The organism is Streptomyces sp. NPDC001515 (genome assembly GCF_053597115.1).
Genome location: NZ_JBSFHN010000003.1, coordinates 172,797 through 187,698, shown reverse-complemented (window position 1 = coordinate 187,698; position 14,902 = coordinate 172,797). Strand labels below are relative to the sequence as shown.

The window sequence follows — 14,902 nt, the reverse complement described above, 5'->3', positions numbered from 1 at the left end:
CCCTCTCTCATCCAAGGAGCAGCAGTCATGGCCGAGGCCTACATCGTCGAAGCCGTCCGCACCCCGGTCGGCCGCCGCAAGGGCGGCCTGTCCGCCGTCCACCCCGCCGACCTCGGTGCCCACGTCATCACCGCGCTGGTCGAGCGCTCCGGCATCGACCCGGCCGCCGTCGACGACGTCGTCTTCGGCTGCCTGGACACCGTCGGCCCGCAGGCCGGCGACATCGCCCGCACCGCGTGGCTCGCCGCGGGCCTGCCCGAGGAGGTGCCCGGCACCACCGTCGACCGGCAGTGCGGCTCCTCCCAGCAGGCCGTCCACTTCGCCGCCCAGGGCGTCCTGTCCGGCACCCAGGACCTGGTCGTCGCCGGCGGCACCCAGAACATGTCGATGATCCCCATCGCCTTCGCCAGCCGTCAGGCCGCCGAACCCCTCGGCCTCACCGAGGGCCCGTACGCAGGCTCCGAGGGCTGGCGGGCCCGCTACGGCGACGCCCCCGTCAACCAGTTCCACGGCGCCGAGCTGATCGCCGAGCAGTGGGGAATCAGCCGCGAGGACATGGAGCACTTCGCCCTGCGCTCCCACCAGAGGGCGCTGCGCGCCATCGACGAAGGCCGCTTCGCCCGGGAGACCGTCGCCTACGGGGACGTCACCGTGGACGAGGGCCCGCGCCGCGACACCTCCCTGGAGAAGATGGCCGGACTCAAGCCCGTGGTGGAGGGCGGCCGGCTCACCGCGGGCGTCTCCTCCCAGGTCTCCGACGGCGCCTCGGCGCTGCTCATCGCCTCCGAGCGGGCCGTCGCCGAGCACGGGCTGACGCCCCGGGCCCGCATCCACCATCTCTCGGTGCGCGGCGAGGACCCGATCCGGATGCTGTCGGCGCCCATCCCGGCGACGGCGTACGCGCTGAAGAAGGCCAGGATGTCCATCGACGACATGGACCTGGTGGAGATCAACGAGGCGTTCGCGCCCGTGGTGCTGGCCTGGCTGAAGGAGACCGGCGCCGATCCGGAGAAGGTCAACGTCAACGGCGGCGCCATCGCGCTCGGCCACCCGCTCGGCGCCACCGGCACCAAGCTGATGACCACGCTCCTGCACGAACTGGAGCGCACCGGCGGTCGCTACGGCCTCCAGACCATGTGCGAGGGCGGCGGCCAGGCCAACGTCACCATCATCGAGCGACTCTGAAGAGCCTGCCGGGAGCGCGCCGGGAAACGCTGAATGCGCCCCGCGCACTACCCTCCATTCGATGAAGGAAATGCGCATTTCCCCTGGTCAGGGACTTACCGGAGAGTTCTGAATTCATCATTCAATTGAATGGAGAACTCCCTGGGCGGGGCCTCTCGGTTTGCGGAGGCGCATTCCGTGGATTCCACTCGGAACGTACGGCAACCCCCATTTCCTACAGGACGGGGCATCACCATGTACACCACGGAAACCACTGCCACCGACATCGAGCTGGACCTCGACGAGGCGCTCAACCCGGGCGAGGCCGAGGGCTTCTACCGGGACTCGCGCGAGTGCGCGTACCTCGCCCTCCTGGGCGGCGGCTCCGCGCTGCTCCTCTCGCCTCCGACCCCGCGCCCGAAGAAGGGCTAGTCGGCAGGCCATGGACCAGTCACATGCTCCGTCTCCCCTCGCGGGCGCCGTGCATGACCTGGCAACAGAGGTGGTCCTCGCTCTTCGGAGCGGGGACCACCTCGCCACGGTGTGCGGCGCGGCGGGGATCGACGAGGACGACCGGACGGGAATCGCCGCGGTACGCGTCATCGGTGCCGATCTGCTGCTGCCCAGCGTGCTCCACGGGCGCCATCCGCATCCGGGCGACGTCGCCCTCCTCCACCGCGCCGTGCGGGATTTCCCGCCCCGGCCCGACGCCTCGGACGCCGCGATGTGGAGCCACTGGGGCATGGTGTCCGCCCTGCACCGGACGGCGCCGGCCGCCGTCGGCGCGGGCCGGGCGCCGCTCGCGGCCGCCCCGGCCGAGGAACCGGACGCGGCCTGGCTCGAAGGCGCCCCGTGGCAGTCCTTCACCCATCAGCTCTCCGTCCTCGCCCCGCTCGCCGTGCCCGCCGCCTCGTCGGCCGTGCACCGTGCCGCGGCCCACCGGGTCGTCGACCTGTCCCGGGGCTTCGTCCGCGCGGTCCGCCGGCGCGACTGGCTCCAGGCCGCCGGAACCGGCCGCTGGCTGGCCGCACTCGACGGCCGCCCGGACAGTCTGGGCCTGGACCGGGGACTCGACTTCGTCGAACTCATGGGCGGTACGGACCCCCGTGTCGCCCTGCACGTCCGGGCGGCCCGGCTGATGGCCGAGGGACGGCACCGGTGACGGCACCGGCGGCCACCGCACCCGGCGCCACGGCGGGCGCGGCCCTGTCCGTCCTGCCCGGCGTGCTGCGCGGGGCGCTCGGCTGGACCGACGCCCACCGCAGCGGCTTCGTGCTCCCGCCGGACGTGCTGGAACCGCACACCAAGGTCGACCACACCCTCAAACCCCTGGGCGAACTGGCCCAGCTCTGCTCGACCGTGTGCCGCAGCACCGACCCGGACACGCCGGAACACCGCACGGCCCGGGACCTCGTCGCGTTCGCGTGGGACCAGGTGCGCGCGGGCGGTCTGCTCCTGGACCTGCTGCGCGCCGAGCCCTTCGCCGCGTACCCGTACGAGATCTACGCGGCCTTCGCCGGACAGGGACTGCGCAACGAGCGCTTCGAGGCCCTGGCCGGGACCCTCGCCGCGACCCGGGGGTGGGCCCGCACCGAGCAGCAGGCCAACCGGGAGCTGGGACTCATCAACTCGGAGGTGCGGGTCGGCGACGCGCCGCACGCCGACGCCGGCGAGGTGCTCGCGCGGACCTGGCTGGGCGGGCTCAGCGAACCCTGGATGTTCGAGGGGCCCTCCGGCTACGCGCTGACCCACACGGTCTTCCACGTCACCGACTGGTGCTGCTTCCCCGAGTGGATGCCCGCGGACATCGACGCCTATCTGCGCGCCTGGCTGCCGCCCTGGACCGACGGCTGCCTGGAGAGCCTCCAGTGGGACCTGACGGGCGAACTGCTCGCGGTCGCCGCGGCGCTGCCGGGCCCGCCGCCCGCCGATCTGCTGGACGCGGCCTGGCCCGCGCTCGCCGCCGCGCAGGCCCCGGGCGGCTCGGTGCCCGAGACGGGCCCCACGGCCGATCCGGCGGACGGGGACCCCGACCCGTACCCCTTCCTCGCCTGCTACCACTCCACCCTGGTCACGGCGTTCGCCGCCGCGCTGTGCCTGCGCCGGCTGACCGGTCGCCGGGTCTCCGCATGAGCCGTACGAAGGGAATCGCCGCATGAACGGCATCCAGCAGATCCACGACGTCGGCGCGCGGGCCCTGGAATGGCTGTACACGCACCGGTCCGGATTCCGCCTGGACGACGACCCGCCTCCCGAGGTGGGCGTCCTGGACCGGTTCAAGCCGCTGGGCGAACTGGCGCTCATCAGCAAGGTCATCTTCCGCGAGGGCGTCGCCGGCTCCCGCCAGGCCGAGCTGGCCCGCAAGCTCCTCGACCACGCCTGGCACGAACTGCTGGGATCCGGAAGCCGCCTCCTCGACGGTCAGCGGCGCGAACCGCTCTGCCCGGTCCCGATGGAGGTCTACGTACCGTTCCGGGAACTCGGCTACGAGGCACCGCCCCTGGAGGCGGCCGTCCGGCTGAACCACCGGCTGACCAGCTGGGGCGCGCTGGAGGTGGTGCCGGTGCGCCGGCTCGGACTCAGCGCCATGGAGCGCCGCTTCGGCCTGGAGCCCAGCATGCCGGCCGACGAGGCGTTCCGGCGCACCTGGCTGTCCCGGCAGCCCGAGCCCTGGACGGTCGAGGGGAACATCGGCTACGACATCACCCACACCGTCTTCCACCTGACCGACTGGGGCGCCGAACCCGCCGGGCTCCCCGCCGAGGTGGCGGACTACCTCGCCCTCTGGCTGCCGGTGTGGCTCGACGACTGGCTCGACCTGGGACGGTGGGACCTGCTGGGCGAACTGCTCGTCGTGGACGCGTGCCTCCCCGAGCCCACCCTCGACCCGGCGGCCTGGGCGGGATTCGCCGCGGCCCAGCAGCCCGACGGGGCGATGCCGGTGATGGGCGAGATGCCGGAGGGCGACGAGGAGTCCGTCTTCGACCTCGTCTACCATCCGACGCTGGTCGCCGCGTTCGCCTCCGCGCTGGCCCTGTCCCGCGCCCTGTCGGACCTCTCCGCGCCGGCCCCGGCGTGACGGCCCCGCAGGAGCTCCGCCGGACCCCGGCCGGTCCGCACCCGGACGACGGCGAGCGGGCCCGCCTGCTGGCGGACGCCGCCCGGACCATCGACGCGCCCGGCCTCGTGATCGCGCTCAGCGACCGGGGCCGGCGCACCTACCGGCTCGACGCGGGCGTACGGCCGGACGACGCGCCCCGCTACGAACTGGGCTCCGCCTCCAAGCCCTTCACCGGGCTGCTCCTGGCCGCCCTCGTCGCCGCGGGCCGGGTGCGGTACGAGGACCGGGCGGCCGACCTGCTGGCCCCCGGGCATCCGGTGCACCCCTCGGTGCGCGCGATCACCCTGCGCCATCTGATCACCCACACCTCGGGACTCCCCGGGCTGCCGGCCGACTTCTATCCGCAGGCGCTGCCCCGGTGGTCGACGGCGCCCTACAGCCGCTACCCGGCCGAGCGCGTCGTCCGCGCGTTCCTGCGCGCCCGCCCGCGCCACCGTCCGGGCACCCGCTGGCACTACTCGAACTTCGCCGTCTCCGTACTCGGCCACACCCTGGCCGCCGCGACCGGTACGCCCTGGGAGGCGCTGCTCCGGCGAGAGGTGCTGGACCCGCTCGGACTGCACGGCACCCGGCTGCGGCCGGGACCCCCGCCCGGTGACGCGGTGGGACACCGGCGCGACGGCACACCGCTGCCCGCGCTGGACACCGGAGGCTTCCCCGCCGCCGGAGCGGTCCGCGCGGCACCCGCGGACCTGCTGACCTTCCTGGAGGCCCACCTTCCGGGTAACGCGGCGCCCACGCCCGCGCTGGCCACCGCGTTCACGGACGTACGGCGGCCGCTGCTGCGGCGCGGGCTGGGGCACGCCCATACGCACACGCTCACCTGGTTCCGCCACCCGTCACCGCGCGGACCGGTCTGCTTCCACGCGGGAGCCACGCTCGGACAGCAGATGTTCCTCGGCTTCCGCCCCGACACCGGGACCGCCCTCGCGGCCATGTGCGCCCGGCGCGTCCACCGGACGGACCCCTTCGTCGCGACGGTCCACGCACTGCTGACGGAGAGGCTCTGACGTTCCGCGCGGAGGCGGGGCGGTCCGAAGGGATCCGGACCGCCCCCGGGCCGTGTGCGGGAGGTCAGTCGGCCCCGGGCAGCTCCTTCAGGACCGCCCGCGCCTCGGCCATGACGCGCTCCACCAGCTCCGCGCACGAGGGCAGGTCCTCGATCAGCCCGGCCACCTGTCCCGAGGCCATCACGCCGATGTCGGTGCGGCCCTCCACCAGCGACGCCTTGAGCAGCATCGGGGTGTTGGCCGCCAGCAGCACCTGGCTCCAGGTCAGCTCCTTGCCGTGCTTCATCGCCAGACCGTCCCGGACCAGCTGCGGCCAGCTCGCCCCGGACTCCTTACGGAACGCCGAGGCGTGCCGTACCGCGCGGAGCAGGGACGAGACCCGGCCCGCGCGCTCCAGCGAGTCGACCATCGCGGTGCGCAGCATCCGGTGCGGCAGTCCGTCCACCCGGTCGGTGACCGTGACGTCTTTGACGGTGGCCGCCAGGTACTTCGCCTTCACCGCGTCCGGGACGGTGCTGTCGGAGGTCAGCAGGAAGCGCGTGCCCATGCCGATCCCGGCCGCCCCGAAGGCCAGCGCGGCGACCAGCCCGCGGCCGTCGCGGAAGCCGCCCGCCGCGATCACCGGGATCCCCACGGCGTCGACCACCTGGGGGAGCAGCACCGTGGTGGCCACCTCGCCGGTGTGCCCGCCGCCCTCGCCGCCCTGCACCATCACCGCGTCCGCGCCCCACGCGGCGACCTTCTCCGCGTGCCGGCGCGCCCCCACCGAGGGGATGACGACGACGCCGGCGTCCTTGAGCCGCGCGATCAGCTCCTTGGAGGGGGCGAGGGCGAAGGACGCCACCCGCACGCCTTCCTCGACGATGATCCGCACCCGTTCGCCCGCGTCCCCGGCGTCCGCCCGCAGGTTCACGCCGAACGGCGCGTCCGTACGGGACTTCACCTCCCGGACCGCCGCGCGCAACTGCTCGACGGTCATCGTCGCGGAGGCCAGGATGCCGAGCGCGCCCGCGTTCGCGGAGGCCGACACCAGCCGGGGACCGGCCACCCATCCCATCCCCGTCTGCACGATCGGGTACCGCACCCCGACCAGTTCGGTGAGCGCGGTCGGCAGCGGAGCCGTCGCGGTCACGCCGGGACCTCGCGCTCGCGCAGCCCCGCGGGGTCGATGACCTCGCGGATCAGCCGCAGCTCCGCCTCGGTGGGGTCCCGGGTGAAGGGCACCTCGTCGGGGACGGTGAGGGCGAATCCGGTGGCCTCGGTGACCTGTTCGACGCTCACCCCGGGGTGCAGCGAGCGCAGCCGCATCGTGCGGTCGGGCGTCTCGAAGTCGAACACCCCGAGGTTGCTGACCACTTCGGGGATCCGGTGGAAGCGGGTCGCGGACGGGCCGGCCTCGGCCGCGCGTGCGTACCCGACCCCGCTCACCATGTCGACGTGCTCCACGAAGACCCGGGAGGAATGCTTGGGCACCCAGTAACTGGTGGCGTTGTTGAGGGTGTTGACCGGCGCCCCGCGCACCCCGAGCAACTGGCGCGCGGGCCGGGCCCAGTCGCCGATGCAGGAGATGTTCTGGTTGCCGTGCCGGTCGATCTGGCTGGCGCCCATCATGACGTGGCGGCGGCCCGTGGCGGTCAGCGTCAGATGCTGCCGGAAGGGCAGCCAGCCCTCGACGGTGCCGGGCCGTGCCCCCACCGCCGGGGTGTCGGCCATCAGCAGGGCCTCCCCGTCGGTCAGCAGCAGCTCCGGGGAGAAGGTCAGCCGGGCCAGCCGGGCGCCGATGGCCGGCACGGTGCCCATCGGGCTGGCGAGGATCTCGCCCGCGCCGCGCCATGCCTCGGCGCAGGCCACCACGCAGTACTCGGCGCGGCTCACGGCCCGGGTGGCGGTGGTGTCGGTGGCGCTCATGCTTCCTCCTGGTGGAACGCGGTGACGGCGGCCTGGTAGGCGGCCTCGTCCCCGGACAGGAACCGTTCGACGAAGGCGGGCCATGCCTCGGGGTCGCGGGCGGCCCGCACGTAGGCGCGCTGGAAGGACTCGTCCCGGTCGTGGTCGGGCACGCACGAGGTGAAGTGCGCGCCGTTCGGCGTCTCGACGACCCCGTCCACGAACGGCCGCTTCACGAGCAGCGTCTGCGGCCCGTGCTCCTTGAGCAGGTCGGCCGTCTCGACGATCCGCTCGCAGGAGACGTACGCGTGGTCGGCGGCCTCGCAGAACAGGTCGTCGAAGTACGGATCGGGGCCCAGGTACTGGCCGTTGCCCTGCCGGTCCGCGCGGTTGACGTGGACCAGTGCCGCGTCCAGCCGCAGGGCCGGCGCCGCCACCAGCTTCTCGCCGTCGTCGTACGGAGAAGTGACCGTGCGCAGAGCCGGGTTGACCGTCATCAGGTCCGAGCCCAGTCCGGCGCGCACCGGCATGAACGGCAGCCGCTGCGCGCCCGCCGTCAGCCCCCACATCATCATCGCCTCGTCCAGCTCGGCCATCTCGAAGGCGCCGCGCTGCCGGGCCGCGGTGAAGTGCGGCTCCAGCGGTATCGAGTCGAGCGTGCCGAACGCCGCCACCAGCTTGCGGATCTTCCCGGCCGCCGCCAGCAGGCCCACGTCCGGGCCGCCGTAGGAGACCACCGTCAGATCGGTCACGTCCGAGCGCAGCAGCGCCCGGACCAGGGCCATCGGCTTGCGCCGCGAACCCCAGCCGCCGATGCCGAGCGTCATGCCGCTCTCCAGCCGGGCGACGACGTCCTCGGGCGTCATCGTCTTGTCGTGTGTCACGCCTGCTGCTCCTTGTCCGTGCCGAAGGTGTCGCGCACACGGGCGGCGACACCGCTGAGATTGGCCTCGAAGGTGAAGCCCTGCTCGAAGCGGTAGCTGCGGCGCACGTCGACGGGGTCGATGCCGTTGATGGCCGCCTTGGCCATCCGGATCAGGGAGCCGTCCTTCGCGGCGATCTCGCGGGCCAGCTCCAGCGCGGCCGCGGCGAGCTTCTCCCGGGGGACGACGTCCCAGACCGAGCCGTGCCGGTGCAGTTCGACGGCCGTGACCGTGCGCGAGGTGTAGTAGAGGGTGCGCATCAGATGCTGGGGGACCAGCCGGGCCAGATGCGTGGCCGCGCCGAGCGCGCCCCGGTCCAGTTCGGGCAGGCCGAAGGTCGCGTCCTCGCTGGCCACGATCGCGTCGGCGTTGCCGGCCAGCCCGATCCCGCCGCCCAGGCAGAAGCCCTGCACGGCGGCGACCACCGGCACCTCGCACTCGTAGACCGCGGCGAACGCCTCGAAACAGCCCCGGTTGGCGCCGATCAGGGCCTCGGGGCCCGTCGCGCGCTGCATCTCCTTGATGTCGACGCCCGCGTTGAAGCCCCGGCCCTCGGCCGTGAGGACCACGCAGCGGATGTCCGGATCGGCCCCGGCGGCGCGCACGGCGGCGGCGAGGTCGTACCAGCCCCGGACGGGAAGGGCGTTGACCGGAGGGAAGTCCACGGTGACGACGGCGACGCCCTCTTCCGGGACCGAGGTGGAGACACCCATGAGCAGATCAGCTACCTTTCCACCTAACGTTTGTTTGGTTCAAGGTAGCAGCGATACGGACGCCGTGGGAGGGCGCCGTACCACTGAGTGGTCCGGCCCCCGCTCCCCGCCCGTCGAACGGAAGGACATCCGCCATGACCACACCGACCGCCCTGTGCACCGGACGCGTCGCCGTCGTCACCGGCGCCGGCCGAGGACTCGGCCGCGCCCACGCCCTGGCCTTCGCCGCCGAGGGGGCCAGGGTCGTCGTCAACGACCTCGGCGTCGGCCTCGACGGCTCGGGCGCGGGCACCGGCCCCGCCCAGCAGGTCGTGGAGGAGATCCGCGCGGCCGGCGGCGAGGCCGTCGCCCACCACGGGGACATCGCGACCGCCGAGGGCGCCGCCTCCCTCGTCGCCACCGCCCTCGACTCCTTCGGCCGGCTCGACACCCTCGTCAACAACGCCGGTTTCCTTCGGGACCGGATGCTGGTCAACCTGGACGAGGACGACTGGGACGCGGTCACCCGCGTCCACCTGCGCGGCCACTTCCTGCCGCTCAAGCACGCCGCCGCGCACTGGCGCGCCGAGGCCAAGGCGGGCCGCACCCCGCGGGCCCGGGTCGTCAACACCGGCTCCGGCGCCGGGCTCCTGGGCAGCGTCGGCCAGGGCAGCTACTCCGCCGCCAAGGCCGGGATCGTCGCCCTGACCCTGGTGGCCGCCGCCGAGATGGGCCGCTACGGGGTCCAGGTCAACGCCATCGCCCCGGCCGCCCGGACCCGGATGACCGAGGAGACCTTCGCCGAGACCATGGCGGCGCCCGGCGACGGGGGCTTCGACGCGATGGCCCCGGAGAACGTCTCGCCCCTCGTCGTCTGGCTGGGCTCGGCCGCCTGCGAGGGCGTCAGCGGCCGGGTCTTCGAGGCCGAGGCCGGACGCATCACCGTGATGGAGGGCTGGCGCCCCGGCCCCACCGCCGACAAGGGCGCCCGCTGGACCCCGGCCGAGGCGGGCGAGGCCGCCACCGGACTCCTCGCGCGGGCCGAGACCCCGCAGCCGGTGTACGGGGCGCGCTGACCCGGACGCGCGGCGGCGCCGGAGCGGGCCCGGAGCCCGGTTCCGGCGCCGCCGCACGGGCGTTCAGGAATCCGCGGGCTCGCCGCGCACCCCGCGCACCAGCAGCTCCGGCGACTCCGGGCGGCCGTCCAGGATCCGGTTCGTCCGGGTGACCACCCGCCAGCCCTCCCCGGTCCGCCGCAGCCGCCAGTGGTTGGCGGTGGCCCGCCGCACCACGTAACGCTCCTCCTCCCGCACCACCATGAGCGAGTGGCAGACGGCCACGGCCTCGTCGCCGTCCACCGTGATGTGAGGCGGACCTACGACATGCGCGCAGCCCCCCGCGATCCAGTCCCGGTGGGCGGGGGAGCGCACCATGTCCTCGATCCGCTCCCGCCCGGCGAGGAACAGCTCGTCGATGTCGTACACCCCGTCCGGCGCCCACAGCGCCGCCACCCCCACCGCGTCGCCGCCGTCCACCAGCGGCCCGTACGACGCCATCATGCGGGCGATCTCCCGCTCGTCCTCCAGCGCCGCGAGCCGGGCCTCCAGCGCGGCCAGCCGGTCCCCGCTCACGCCCGCGCCTCCCCGTCCGCGCCGAGGTCCGCGAGCGTCGCCAGGGCCTCCAACTGCTCGACGTAATGGCCCACCGACTCCGCGCCCAGCGAGACGCCGACGAGCGTCGCCCCGGCCTCCGCCACCGCGCGCAACCGCTCCGCCGTGCCCTGCGGGTCCCCGGACGGATCCAGCGGCCGGCCCGCGCTCAGCACCACCTCGAAGTCCTCGGGCACCGCCGCCGCCTCCAGCATCCCTCGCAGCCGCTCCAGCGGCAGCCCGAAGGGGACCCAGCCGTCGCCGTGGGCCAGCGCCCGGCGCAGCGAGATCGGGGTACGACCCCCGATCCAGAACGGCACCCGGGGCTGCACCGCGTGCGGCTCGACCACGAATCCCTCGTACGCGAAGTGCTCGCCCCGGTAGGACGGTTCGCGCCGGGAGAGCGAGGCGCGCAGGGCGGCGATCGCGTCGTCGGCGATCGCGCCCCGGCCCTCGAAGGCCGCGCCCAGCAGCCGGAACTCCTCCTCCAGGCTGCCGACCCCGAGCCCCAGCACCAGCCGGCCGCCGGAGATCCGGTCCAGCGTCCCGTAGCGCTTGGCGATCTCCAGCGGATGGTGGTAGCCCACCACCAGGACCTGGGTGGCCAGCCGGATGCGCCGGGTCCGGGCGGCCAGATGGCCGAAGGTGGCGAGCGGGTCCCAGTAGGTGCCGCCGCGCTGCTCGGCCACCTCCACCGGCACCGCGACATGCTCCGAACAGGTCAGATGGTCGAAGCCGAGCCGGTCGGCCGCCTCGGCCACCACCCCCAGCTCCTCGATGCCGGCCGTGCGCTCCCAGGGGGAGTGGACGCCGGGCACGGCCGTGACGACCGGACTGGTGATGCCGATCCGCATGGACAACCTCTTTCGGGCGGGGACGGGGAGTGTCCGCCCATCCAAGACGCGCCCGCCCGGCACCCGCAGCGCCCGTCCCGGTGGGCGGGAGGCCGCGCGTCCCACTCAACGGAACCGGCCTCCCCGGCCCCGCACCGGGCGGGAGACCATCGGCCGCCGGCGGAAGGACGGAGCACCGTGCCCCGAACCAACGGCGAGCGGACCCCCGCACGCCCCACTTCGGTCAGACAGCACCAGCGCCACGCCCGCATCCTGCGCGTCGCGGCCCGCCTGGGCGCCCAGCACGGACCGGAACGGATGCAGATGCACGACGTGGCCCGCGAGTCCGGGGTCGCCATCGCCACCCTGTACCGCTACTTCCCCTCCAAACCCCACCTGTTCGCGGCCGTCATGCACGACCAGGTCCTGCGCATGGAGGCCGAGACCCCGCCGCCCCCGCCCGGCACCACGGCCGCCGAGGCCGTCGCGGACCTGCTCACCGGGGCGAGCCGCCGGCTCTTCGAACAGCCCCTGCTGGCGCTGGCGATGATGCAGTCCGGCCAGGTCTCCACCACCGGCACCGACCGCCGCTCCCGTACCACCGACGAGATCCTCGCGGACCTGGTGCTGCGCACCGCCGGTGTCGCCGAGCCGACCGAACACGACCGCAGCGTGGCCCGGATCCTGGAACAGGCCTGGTACGGACTGCTCACCACCGTCCTCTACGAACGCTCCTCGCCCCGCGAGGCCCTGGAGGGCATCCGCCTGGCCTGCCGTCTGCTGCTGGGCCCCGGCTGACCTCTCCCGTCCGGTCAGCGGGACGGGCACGCCCCGGGCGCGCGCCCGGACCCTAGCGTCCGCACCGGCCCCGCCCGTCCGGGCGGTCCGGCCCCCACCTCCCCGAGGAGCGCCCATGCCCCGCACCGTCGTCGTCACCGGTTCCGGATCCGGGATCGGAGCCGCTCTCACCGCCCTGCTGCGCGCCCGGGGCGACCGGGTCCTCGGAGTGGACCTCAGGGGCGGCGACATCGACGCCGACCTCTCGACCCCGCAGGGCCGCGCCGCCGCGGCCGCCGCCGTCACCGAAGCGGCGGACGGGGTCCTCGACGCGGCCGTCACCTGCGCCGGGACCTCCGTGCCCGGGCGGGCGACGGTCGGCGTCAACTACTTCGGCACCACCGCGTTCCTGACCGCGCTGCGGCCCGCGCTCGCCGCCGCCGAACAGCCCCGCGCGGTGGCGATCGGCTCCATCTCCGGGACGCGGCCCACCGACCCGGACGTGATCGCCGCCTGTCTGGCCGGCGACGAGCCCGCGGCCCTGGACCACGCCGACCGGGCCCTCGCCCAGGAGCGCGGACGGCAGCTCTACCCGTCCTCCAAGGCGGCCCTCGCCCGGTGGGCCCGCGCCGCCGCCGTCACCGAGGAGTGGGCCGGCGCCGGCATCGCGCTCAACGTGGTCGCGCCCGGGGTCGTCCTCACCCCGATGAGCGCCGGACTCCTCGACGACCCCGCCATGCGCGCGGTGATGGACGCGGCGGTGCCCATGCCGCTGAACGGCCACTCCCGCCCCGAGGACATCGCCCGCGCCGTGCTCTTCCTCGCCTCGCCCGACAACACCCACATCACCGGGCAGGTGCTGTACGTGGACGGGGGCGCCGAAGCCACCCTGCGCGGCCCCGGCACCTTCTGACCCGGACCCCGCGCACACGGGTGCCCCGGCCGTGAAGCACGGCCGGGGCACCCGTCGTCCGGGCCGGGGCGGTCTCAGACCCGCACCCTGTTCCGGATCACCTTGCCCGTCGCGTTGCGCGGCAGCTCCTCGGTGGTCAGCCGCCACTGCTTGGGCACCTTGAAGTACGCCAGCGCCTCCTGGGCATGGGCCCGGAGGTCGTCGGCGGTCGCCGTGGAGCCCGGGGCGAGCACCACCACGGCGGCCACCTCCTGGCCGAGATCGGGGTGCGGCACCCCCAGCACCAGGCACTCGCGGACGTCCGGATGCTCGGCCAGCACCGTCTCGACCTCGGCCGGGTAGACGTTCTCGCCGCCCCGGATGATCAGGTCGGAGCGCCGGGTGCTCAGGAACAGCCGGCCCTCGCGCAGTTCGCCCAGATCCCCGGTGCGCAGCCAGCGGTCCGGGCCGACCGTCGCCGCGGTGGCCTCCGGGTCGCGCCAGTAGCCCAGCATGTTGTACTGACTGCGCACCCAGACCTCGCCCTCCTCGCCCTCGCCCAGCACCTGCCCGGCCGGGTCCCGGATCTCCAGACGGACCCCGGTGACGGGCCGGCCCAGGGTGCCCGGGGCCGCAGCCAGCTCCTGCGGGTTCGCCGCCGCCACCGCCGTACAGGTCTCCGTCAGCCCGTAGCTGTCCACCAGCGAATCCTTCGCGAACGGCAGGTTCTCCCGCAGCCGCTCCTTGAACGCCGTCGACGAGGGGGCGGAGGCCAGCGCGAACGCCGTCAGCGACGACGTGTCGTACCGGTGGACACCGCCGTGTTCGAGCATGCGGTGCGCCATGGTGGGCACCGCGCCCCAGTTGGTGACGCGCTCCCTCTCGACCATGCCGAGCACCTTGTCCACGTCGAAGGCGCCCGTGTGCAGCGCGATGCGGCTGCCCGTGGCGAGCCGCGGCACCGCCAGATTGTGCAGGCTGGCGATGTGGAACAGGGGCAGCGTCAGGAGGTAGACGCGGTCCTCCGGGGGCATGGGGTCGCCGAACTCCCTGAGCAGGGCGTCGTTCAGCCGGTGGTACTCGGTGACGGCCAGCAGATTGCGGTGCGTGTGCACGGCCCCCTTGGGGCGGCCCGAGGTTCCCGAGGTGTAGAGGATGACCGCCGGATCGTCCTCGGCGACCTCGGCCGAGGGCAGCGGCGCGTCGGGGCGGGCGGTGAGGAAGCGCGGGATGTCGTCCTCCAGGGACAGCACCGGCACCGGGCAGTCCGCGAGTTTGGCGGTCTGCCGGGCGTCGGCGACCACCAACGCCGGGTCGGCGTTCTCCACGCCGTGGGCCATCTCGCGCGCCGACCACCAGGCGTTGAAGCCGACGGCGACGGCGCCGATCGAGACGGTGGCCCAGAAGGTCTGGATCCACTCGGGCGAGTTGGCGGCGGCGATGGCCACCCGGTCGCCCACGCCGATGCCGTACTCCTCGCGCAGCACCTCCGCCAGCGAGGCGACCTCGGCGGCGTGCCGGGCGAAACCGATCCGGCGGTCGGCCGTGACGATGAAGTCGCGGTCCGCATGGGCGACGGAGGCGTGCAGCACCTCGTGCAGGGCCCGCTGACGGTGCCGGAACACCGGCAGCCGGCTGCCCAGCACCTCCTCCTCCGAGAGCTCGAACCGGCCGCCGGGGCCGGTGAGCCCGGCCACCCGGGCGAGGGCGGCGGTGCGGTGATCCGTTTCGCTGGACATCGGGACTCCTGGGCGTCGTGAACTCCACGGTGATCGCGGTCGACGTCAGTGTCGGCAGTGCACGCCCCTCGGTCCCCGGACGATTCCGGTCACTGGGACACCGTGCCACGGCCGGCGCCGGGACGGAACGGTCCGTTCCCGCGCGCGTGAGGGCCGTCCGGGCCCGTCCCGGCGGTTCCCGCTGAGTGGGATGCGTCACGTCGGCCGGGAGGCGC

At 74.2% G+C, this 14,902-nt stretch carries 16 protein-coding genes; 9 read left to right on the top strand and 7 right to left on the bottom strand.

The window, feature by feature from the left end; translation table 11 throughout:
* The first annotated feature begins 27 nt into the window (after positions 1-27).
* The 6 genes from ACWCXC_RS05970 to ACWCXC_RS05945 all read left to right on the top strand — a co-directional run bounded on the left by ACWCXC_RS05970 (position 28) and on the right by ACWCXC_RS05945 (position 5,295).
* Complete coding sequence (locus tag ACWCXC_RS05970; protein ID WP_450886879.1) at positions 28-1,185, top strand: acetyl-CoA C-acetyltransferase; 1,158 nt, start codon at positions 28-30, stop codon at positions 1,183-1,185.
* Between the two features lie 234 nt (positions 1,186-1,419).
* Entirely contained in the window at positions 1,420-1,596 is a 177-nt protein-coding gene (locus ACWCXC_RS05965) for a hypothetical protein (protein ID WP_219569054.1), read from the top strand.
* A gap of 10 nt (positions 1,597-1,606) precedes the next feature.
* Entirely contained in the window at positions 1,607-2,326 is a 720-nt protein-coding gene (locus ACWCXC_RS05960) for a hypothetical protein (RefSeq protein ID WP_450679946.1), read from the top strand.
* The gene (locus ACWCXC_RS05955) at positions 2,323-3,297 is read left to right on the top strand and encodes a DUF6895 family protein (RefSeq protein ID WP_450886876.1); all 975 of its coding nucleotides are present in this window, start codon (positions 2,323-2,325) and stop codon (positions 3,295-3,297) included. The genes ACWCXC_RS05960 and ACWCXC_RS05955 overlap by 4 nt, the downstream gene beginning before the upstream one ends.
* 22 nt (positions 3,298-3,319) lie before the next feature.
* Positions 3,320-4,243, top strand: a complete 924-nt coding sequence (locus tag ACWCXC_RS05950; protein ID WP_450679948.1) for a DUF6895 family protein — start codon at positions 3,320-3,322, stop codon at positions 4,241-4,243.
* Positions 4,240-5,295, top strand: a complete 1,056-nt coding sequence (locus ACWCXC_RS05945; protein WP_450886874.1) for a serine hydrolase domain-containing protein — start codon at positions 4,240-4,242, stop codon at positions 5,293-5,295. Before ACWCXC_RS05950 ends, ACWCXC_RS05945 begins: the two co-directional genes overlap by 4 nt.
* Positions 5,296-5,359: 64 nt before the next feature.
* Here the strand turns inward: ACWCXC_RS05945 and ACWCXC_RS05940 are convergent, their stop codons facing one another.
* Genes ACWCXC_RS05940 through ACWCXC_RS05925 form a run of 4 tightly spaced genes read right to left on the bottom strand, consistent with a single transcriptional unit; the run spans position 5,360 to position 8,818 of the window.
* A complete protein-coding gene (locus ACWCXC_RS05940) occupies positions 5,360-6,409 on the bottom strand; it encodes an NAD(P)H-dependent flavin oxidoreductase (RefSeq protein ID WP_450887020.1) in 1,050 nt (349 codons plus the stop codon).
* A 14-nt stretch (positions 6,410-6,423) separates the two neighbouring features.
* A complete protein-coding gene (locus ACWCXC_RS05935) occupies positions 6,424-7,203 on the bottom strand; it encodes a CoA-transferase subunit beta (RefSeq protein ID WP_450679950.1) in 780 nt (259 codons plus the stop codon).
* Positions 7,200-8,048 (bottom strand): CoA transferase subunit A, encoded by an 849-nt coding sequence (locus tag ACWCXC_RS05930; RefSeq protein ID WP_450887018.1) that lies wholly within the window; start codon positions 8,046-8,048, stop codon positions 7,200-7,202. The genes ACWCXC_RS05935 and ACWCXC_RS05930 overlap by 4 nt, the downstream gene beginning before the upstream one ends.
* A gap of 14 nt (positions 8,049-8,062) precedes the next feature.
* Positions 8,063-8,818: an enoyl-CoA hydratase family protein gene (locus ACWCXC_RS05925; protein ID WP_450679951.1), complete on the bottom strand. Its 756-nt coding sequence runs from the start codon at positions 8,816-8,818 to the stop codon at positions 8,063-8,065.
* Positions 8,819-8,952: 134 nt separating this feature from the next.
* Here ACWCXC_RS05925 and ACWCXC_RS05920 point away from each other — a divergent pair, with 134 nt between their 5' ends.
* Positions 8,953-9,873 carry an SDR family oxidoreductase gene (locus ACWCXC_RS05920; RefSeq protein ID WP_450679952.1) on the top strand — a complete coding sequence of 307 codons (921 nt, stop codon included), beginning with the start codon at positions 8,953-8,955 and terminating at the stop codon, positions 9,871-9,873.
* 63 nt (positions 9,874-9,936) lie between these two features.
* On the opposite strand, the gene ACWCXC_RS05915 is transcribed toward ACWCXC_RS05920, so the two are convergent.
* Positions 9,937-10,428: a nuclear transport factor 2 family protein gene (locus ACWCXC_RS05915; protein WP_450679953.1), complete on the bottom strand. Its 492-nt coding sequence runs from the start codon at positions 10,426-10,428 to the stop codon at positions 9,937-9,939.
* The gene (locus tag ACWCXC_RS05910; RefSeq protein ID WP_450886870.1) at positions 10,425-11,300 is read right to left on the bottom strand and encodes a TIGR03619 family F420-dependent LLM class oxidoreductase; all 876 of its coding nucleotides are present in this window, start codon (positions 11,298-11,300) and stop codon (positions 10,425-10,427) included. The genes ACWCXC_RS05915 and ACWCXC_RS05910 overlap by 4 nt, the downstream gene beginning before the upstream one ends.
* A 177-nt stretch (positions 11,301-11,477) precedes the next feature.
* Here ACWCXC_RS05910 and ACWCXC_RS05905 point away from each other — a divergent pair, with 177 nt between their 5' ends.
* Together ACWCXC_RS05905 and ACWCXC_RS05900 are read left to right on the top strand one after the other, a co-directional pair.
* Positions 11,478-12,077 (top strand): TetR family transcriptional regulator, encoded by a 600-nt coding sequence (locus tag ACWCXC_RS05905; protein ID WP_450679955.1) that lies wholly within the window; start codon positions 11,478-11,480, stop codon positions 12,075-12,077.
* A 115-nt stretch (positions 12,078-12,192) separates the two neighbouring features.
* Positions 12,193-12,969, top strand: a complete 777-nt coding sequence (locus tag ACWCXC_RS05900) for an SDR family oxidoreductase (protein WP_450886868.1) — start codon at positions 12,193-12,195, stop codon at positions 12,967-12,969.
* A gap of 74 nt (positions 12,970-13,043) precedes the next feature.
* On the opposite strand, the gene ACWCXC_RS05895 is transcribed toward ACWCXC_RS05900, so the two are convergent.
* Entirely contained in the window at positions 13,044-14,687 is a 1,644-nt protein-coding gene (locus tag ACWCXC_RS05895; RefSeq protein WP_450886866.1) for a class I adenylate-forming enzyme family protein, read from the bottom strand.
* Between the last annotated feature and the right edge of the window lie 215 nt (positions 14,688-14,902).

Bases quoted from the DNA above. Each gene is read 5' to 3' on its own strand.
- ACWCXC_RS05970 (WP_450886879.1), top strand. From the start codon at position 28: ATGGCCGAGGCCTACATCGTCGAAGCCGTCCGCACCCCGGTCGGCCGC.
- ACWCXC_RS05965 (WP_219569054.1), top strand. From the start codon at position 1,420: ATGTACACCACGGAAACCACTGCCACCGACATCGAGCTGGACCTCGAC.
- ACWCXC_RS05960 (WP_450679946.1), top strand. From the start codon at position 1,607: ATGGACCAGTCACATGCTCCGTCTCCCCTCGCGGGCGCCGTGCATGAC.
- ACWCXC_RS05950 (WP_450679948.1), top strand. From the start codon at position 3,320: ATGAACGGCATCCAGCAGATCCACGACGTCGGCGCGCGGGCCCTGGAA.
- ACWCXC_RS05935 (WP_450679950.1), bottom strand. From the start codon at position 7,203: ATGAGCGCCACCGACACCACCGCCACCCGGGCCGTGAGCCGCGCCGAG.
- ACWCXC_RS05930 (WP_450887018.1), bottom strand. From the start codon at position 8,048: ATGACGCCCGAGGACGTCGTCGCCCGGCTGGAGAGCGGCATGACGCTC.
- ACWCXC_RS05925 (WP_450679951.1), bottom strand. From the start codon at position 8,818: ATGGGTGTCTCCACCTCGGTCCCGGAAGAGGGCGTCGCCGTCGTCACC.
- ACWCXC_RS05920 (WP_450679952.1), top strand. From the start codon at position 8,953: ATGACCACACCGACCGCCCTGTGCACCGGACGCGTCGCCGTCGTCACC.
- ACWCXC_RS05910 (WP_450886870.1), bottom strand. From the start codon at position 11,300: ATGCGGATCGGCATCACCAGTCCGGTCGTCACGGCCGTGCCCGGCGTC.
- ACWCXC_RS05900 (WP_450886868.1), top strand. From the start codon at position 12,193: ATGCCCCGCACCGTCGTCGTCACCGGTTCCGGATCCGGGATCGGAGCC.
- ACWCXC_RS05895 (WP_450886866.1), bottom strand. From the start codon at position 14,687: ATGTCCAGCGAAACGGATCACCGCACCGCCGCCCTCGCCCGGGTGGCC.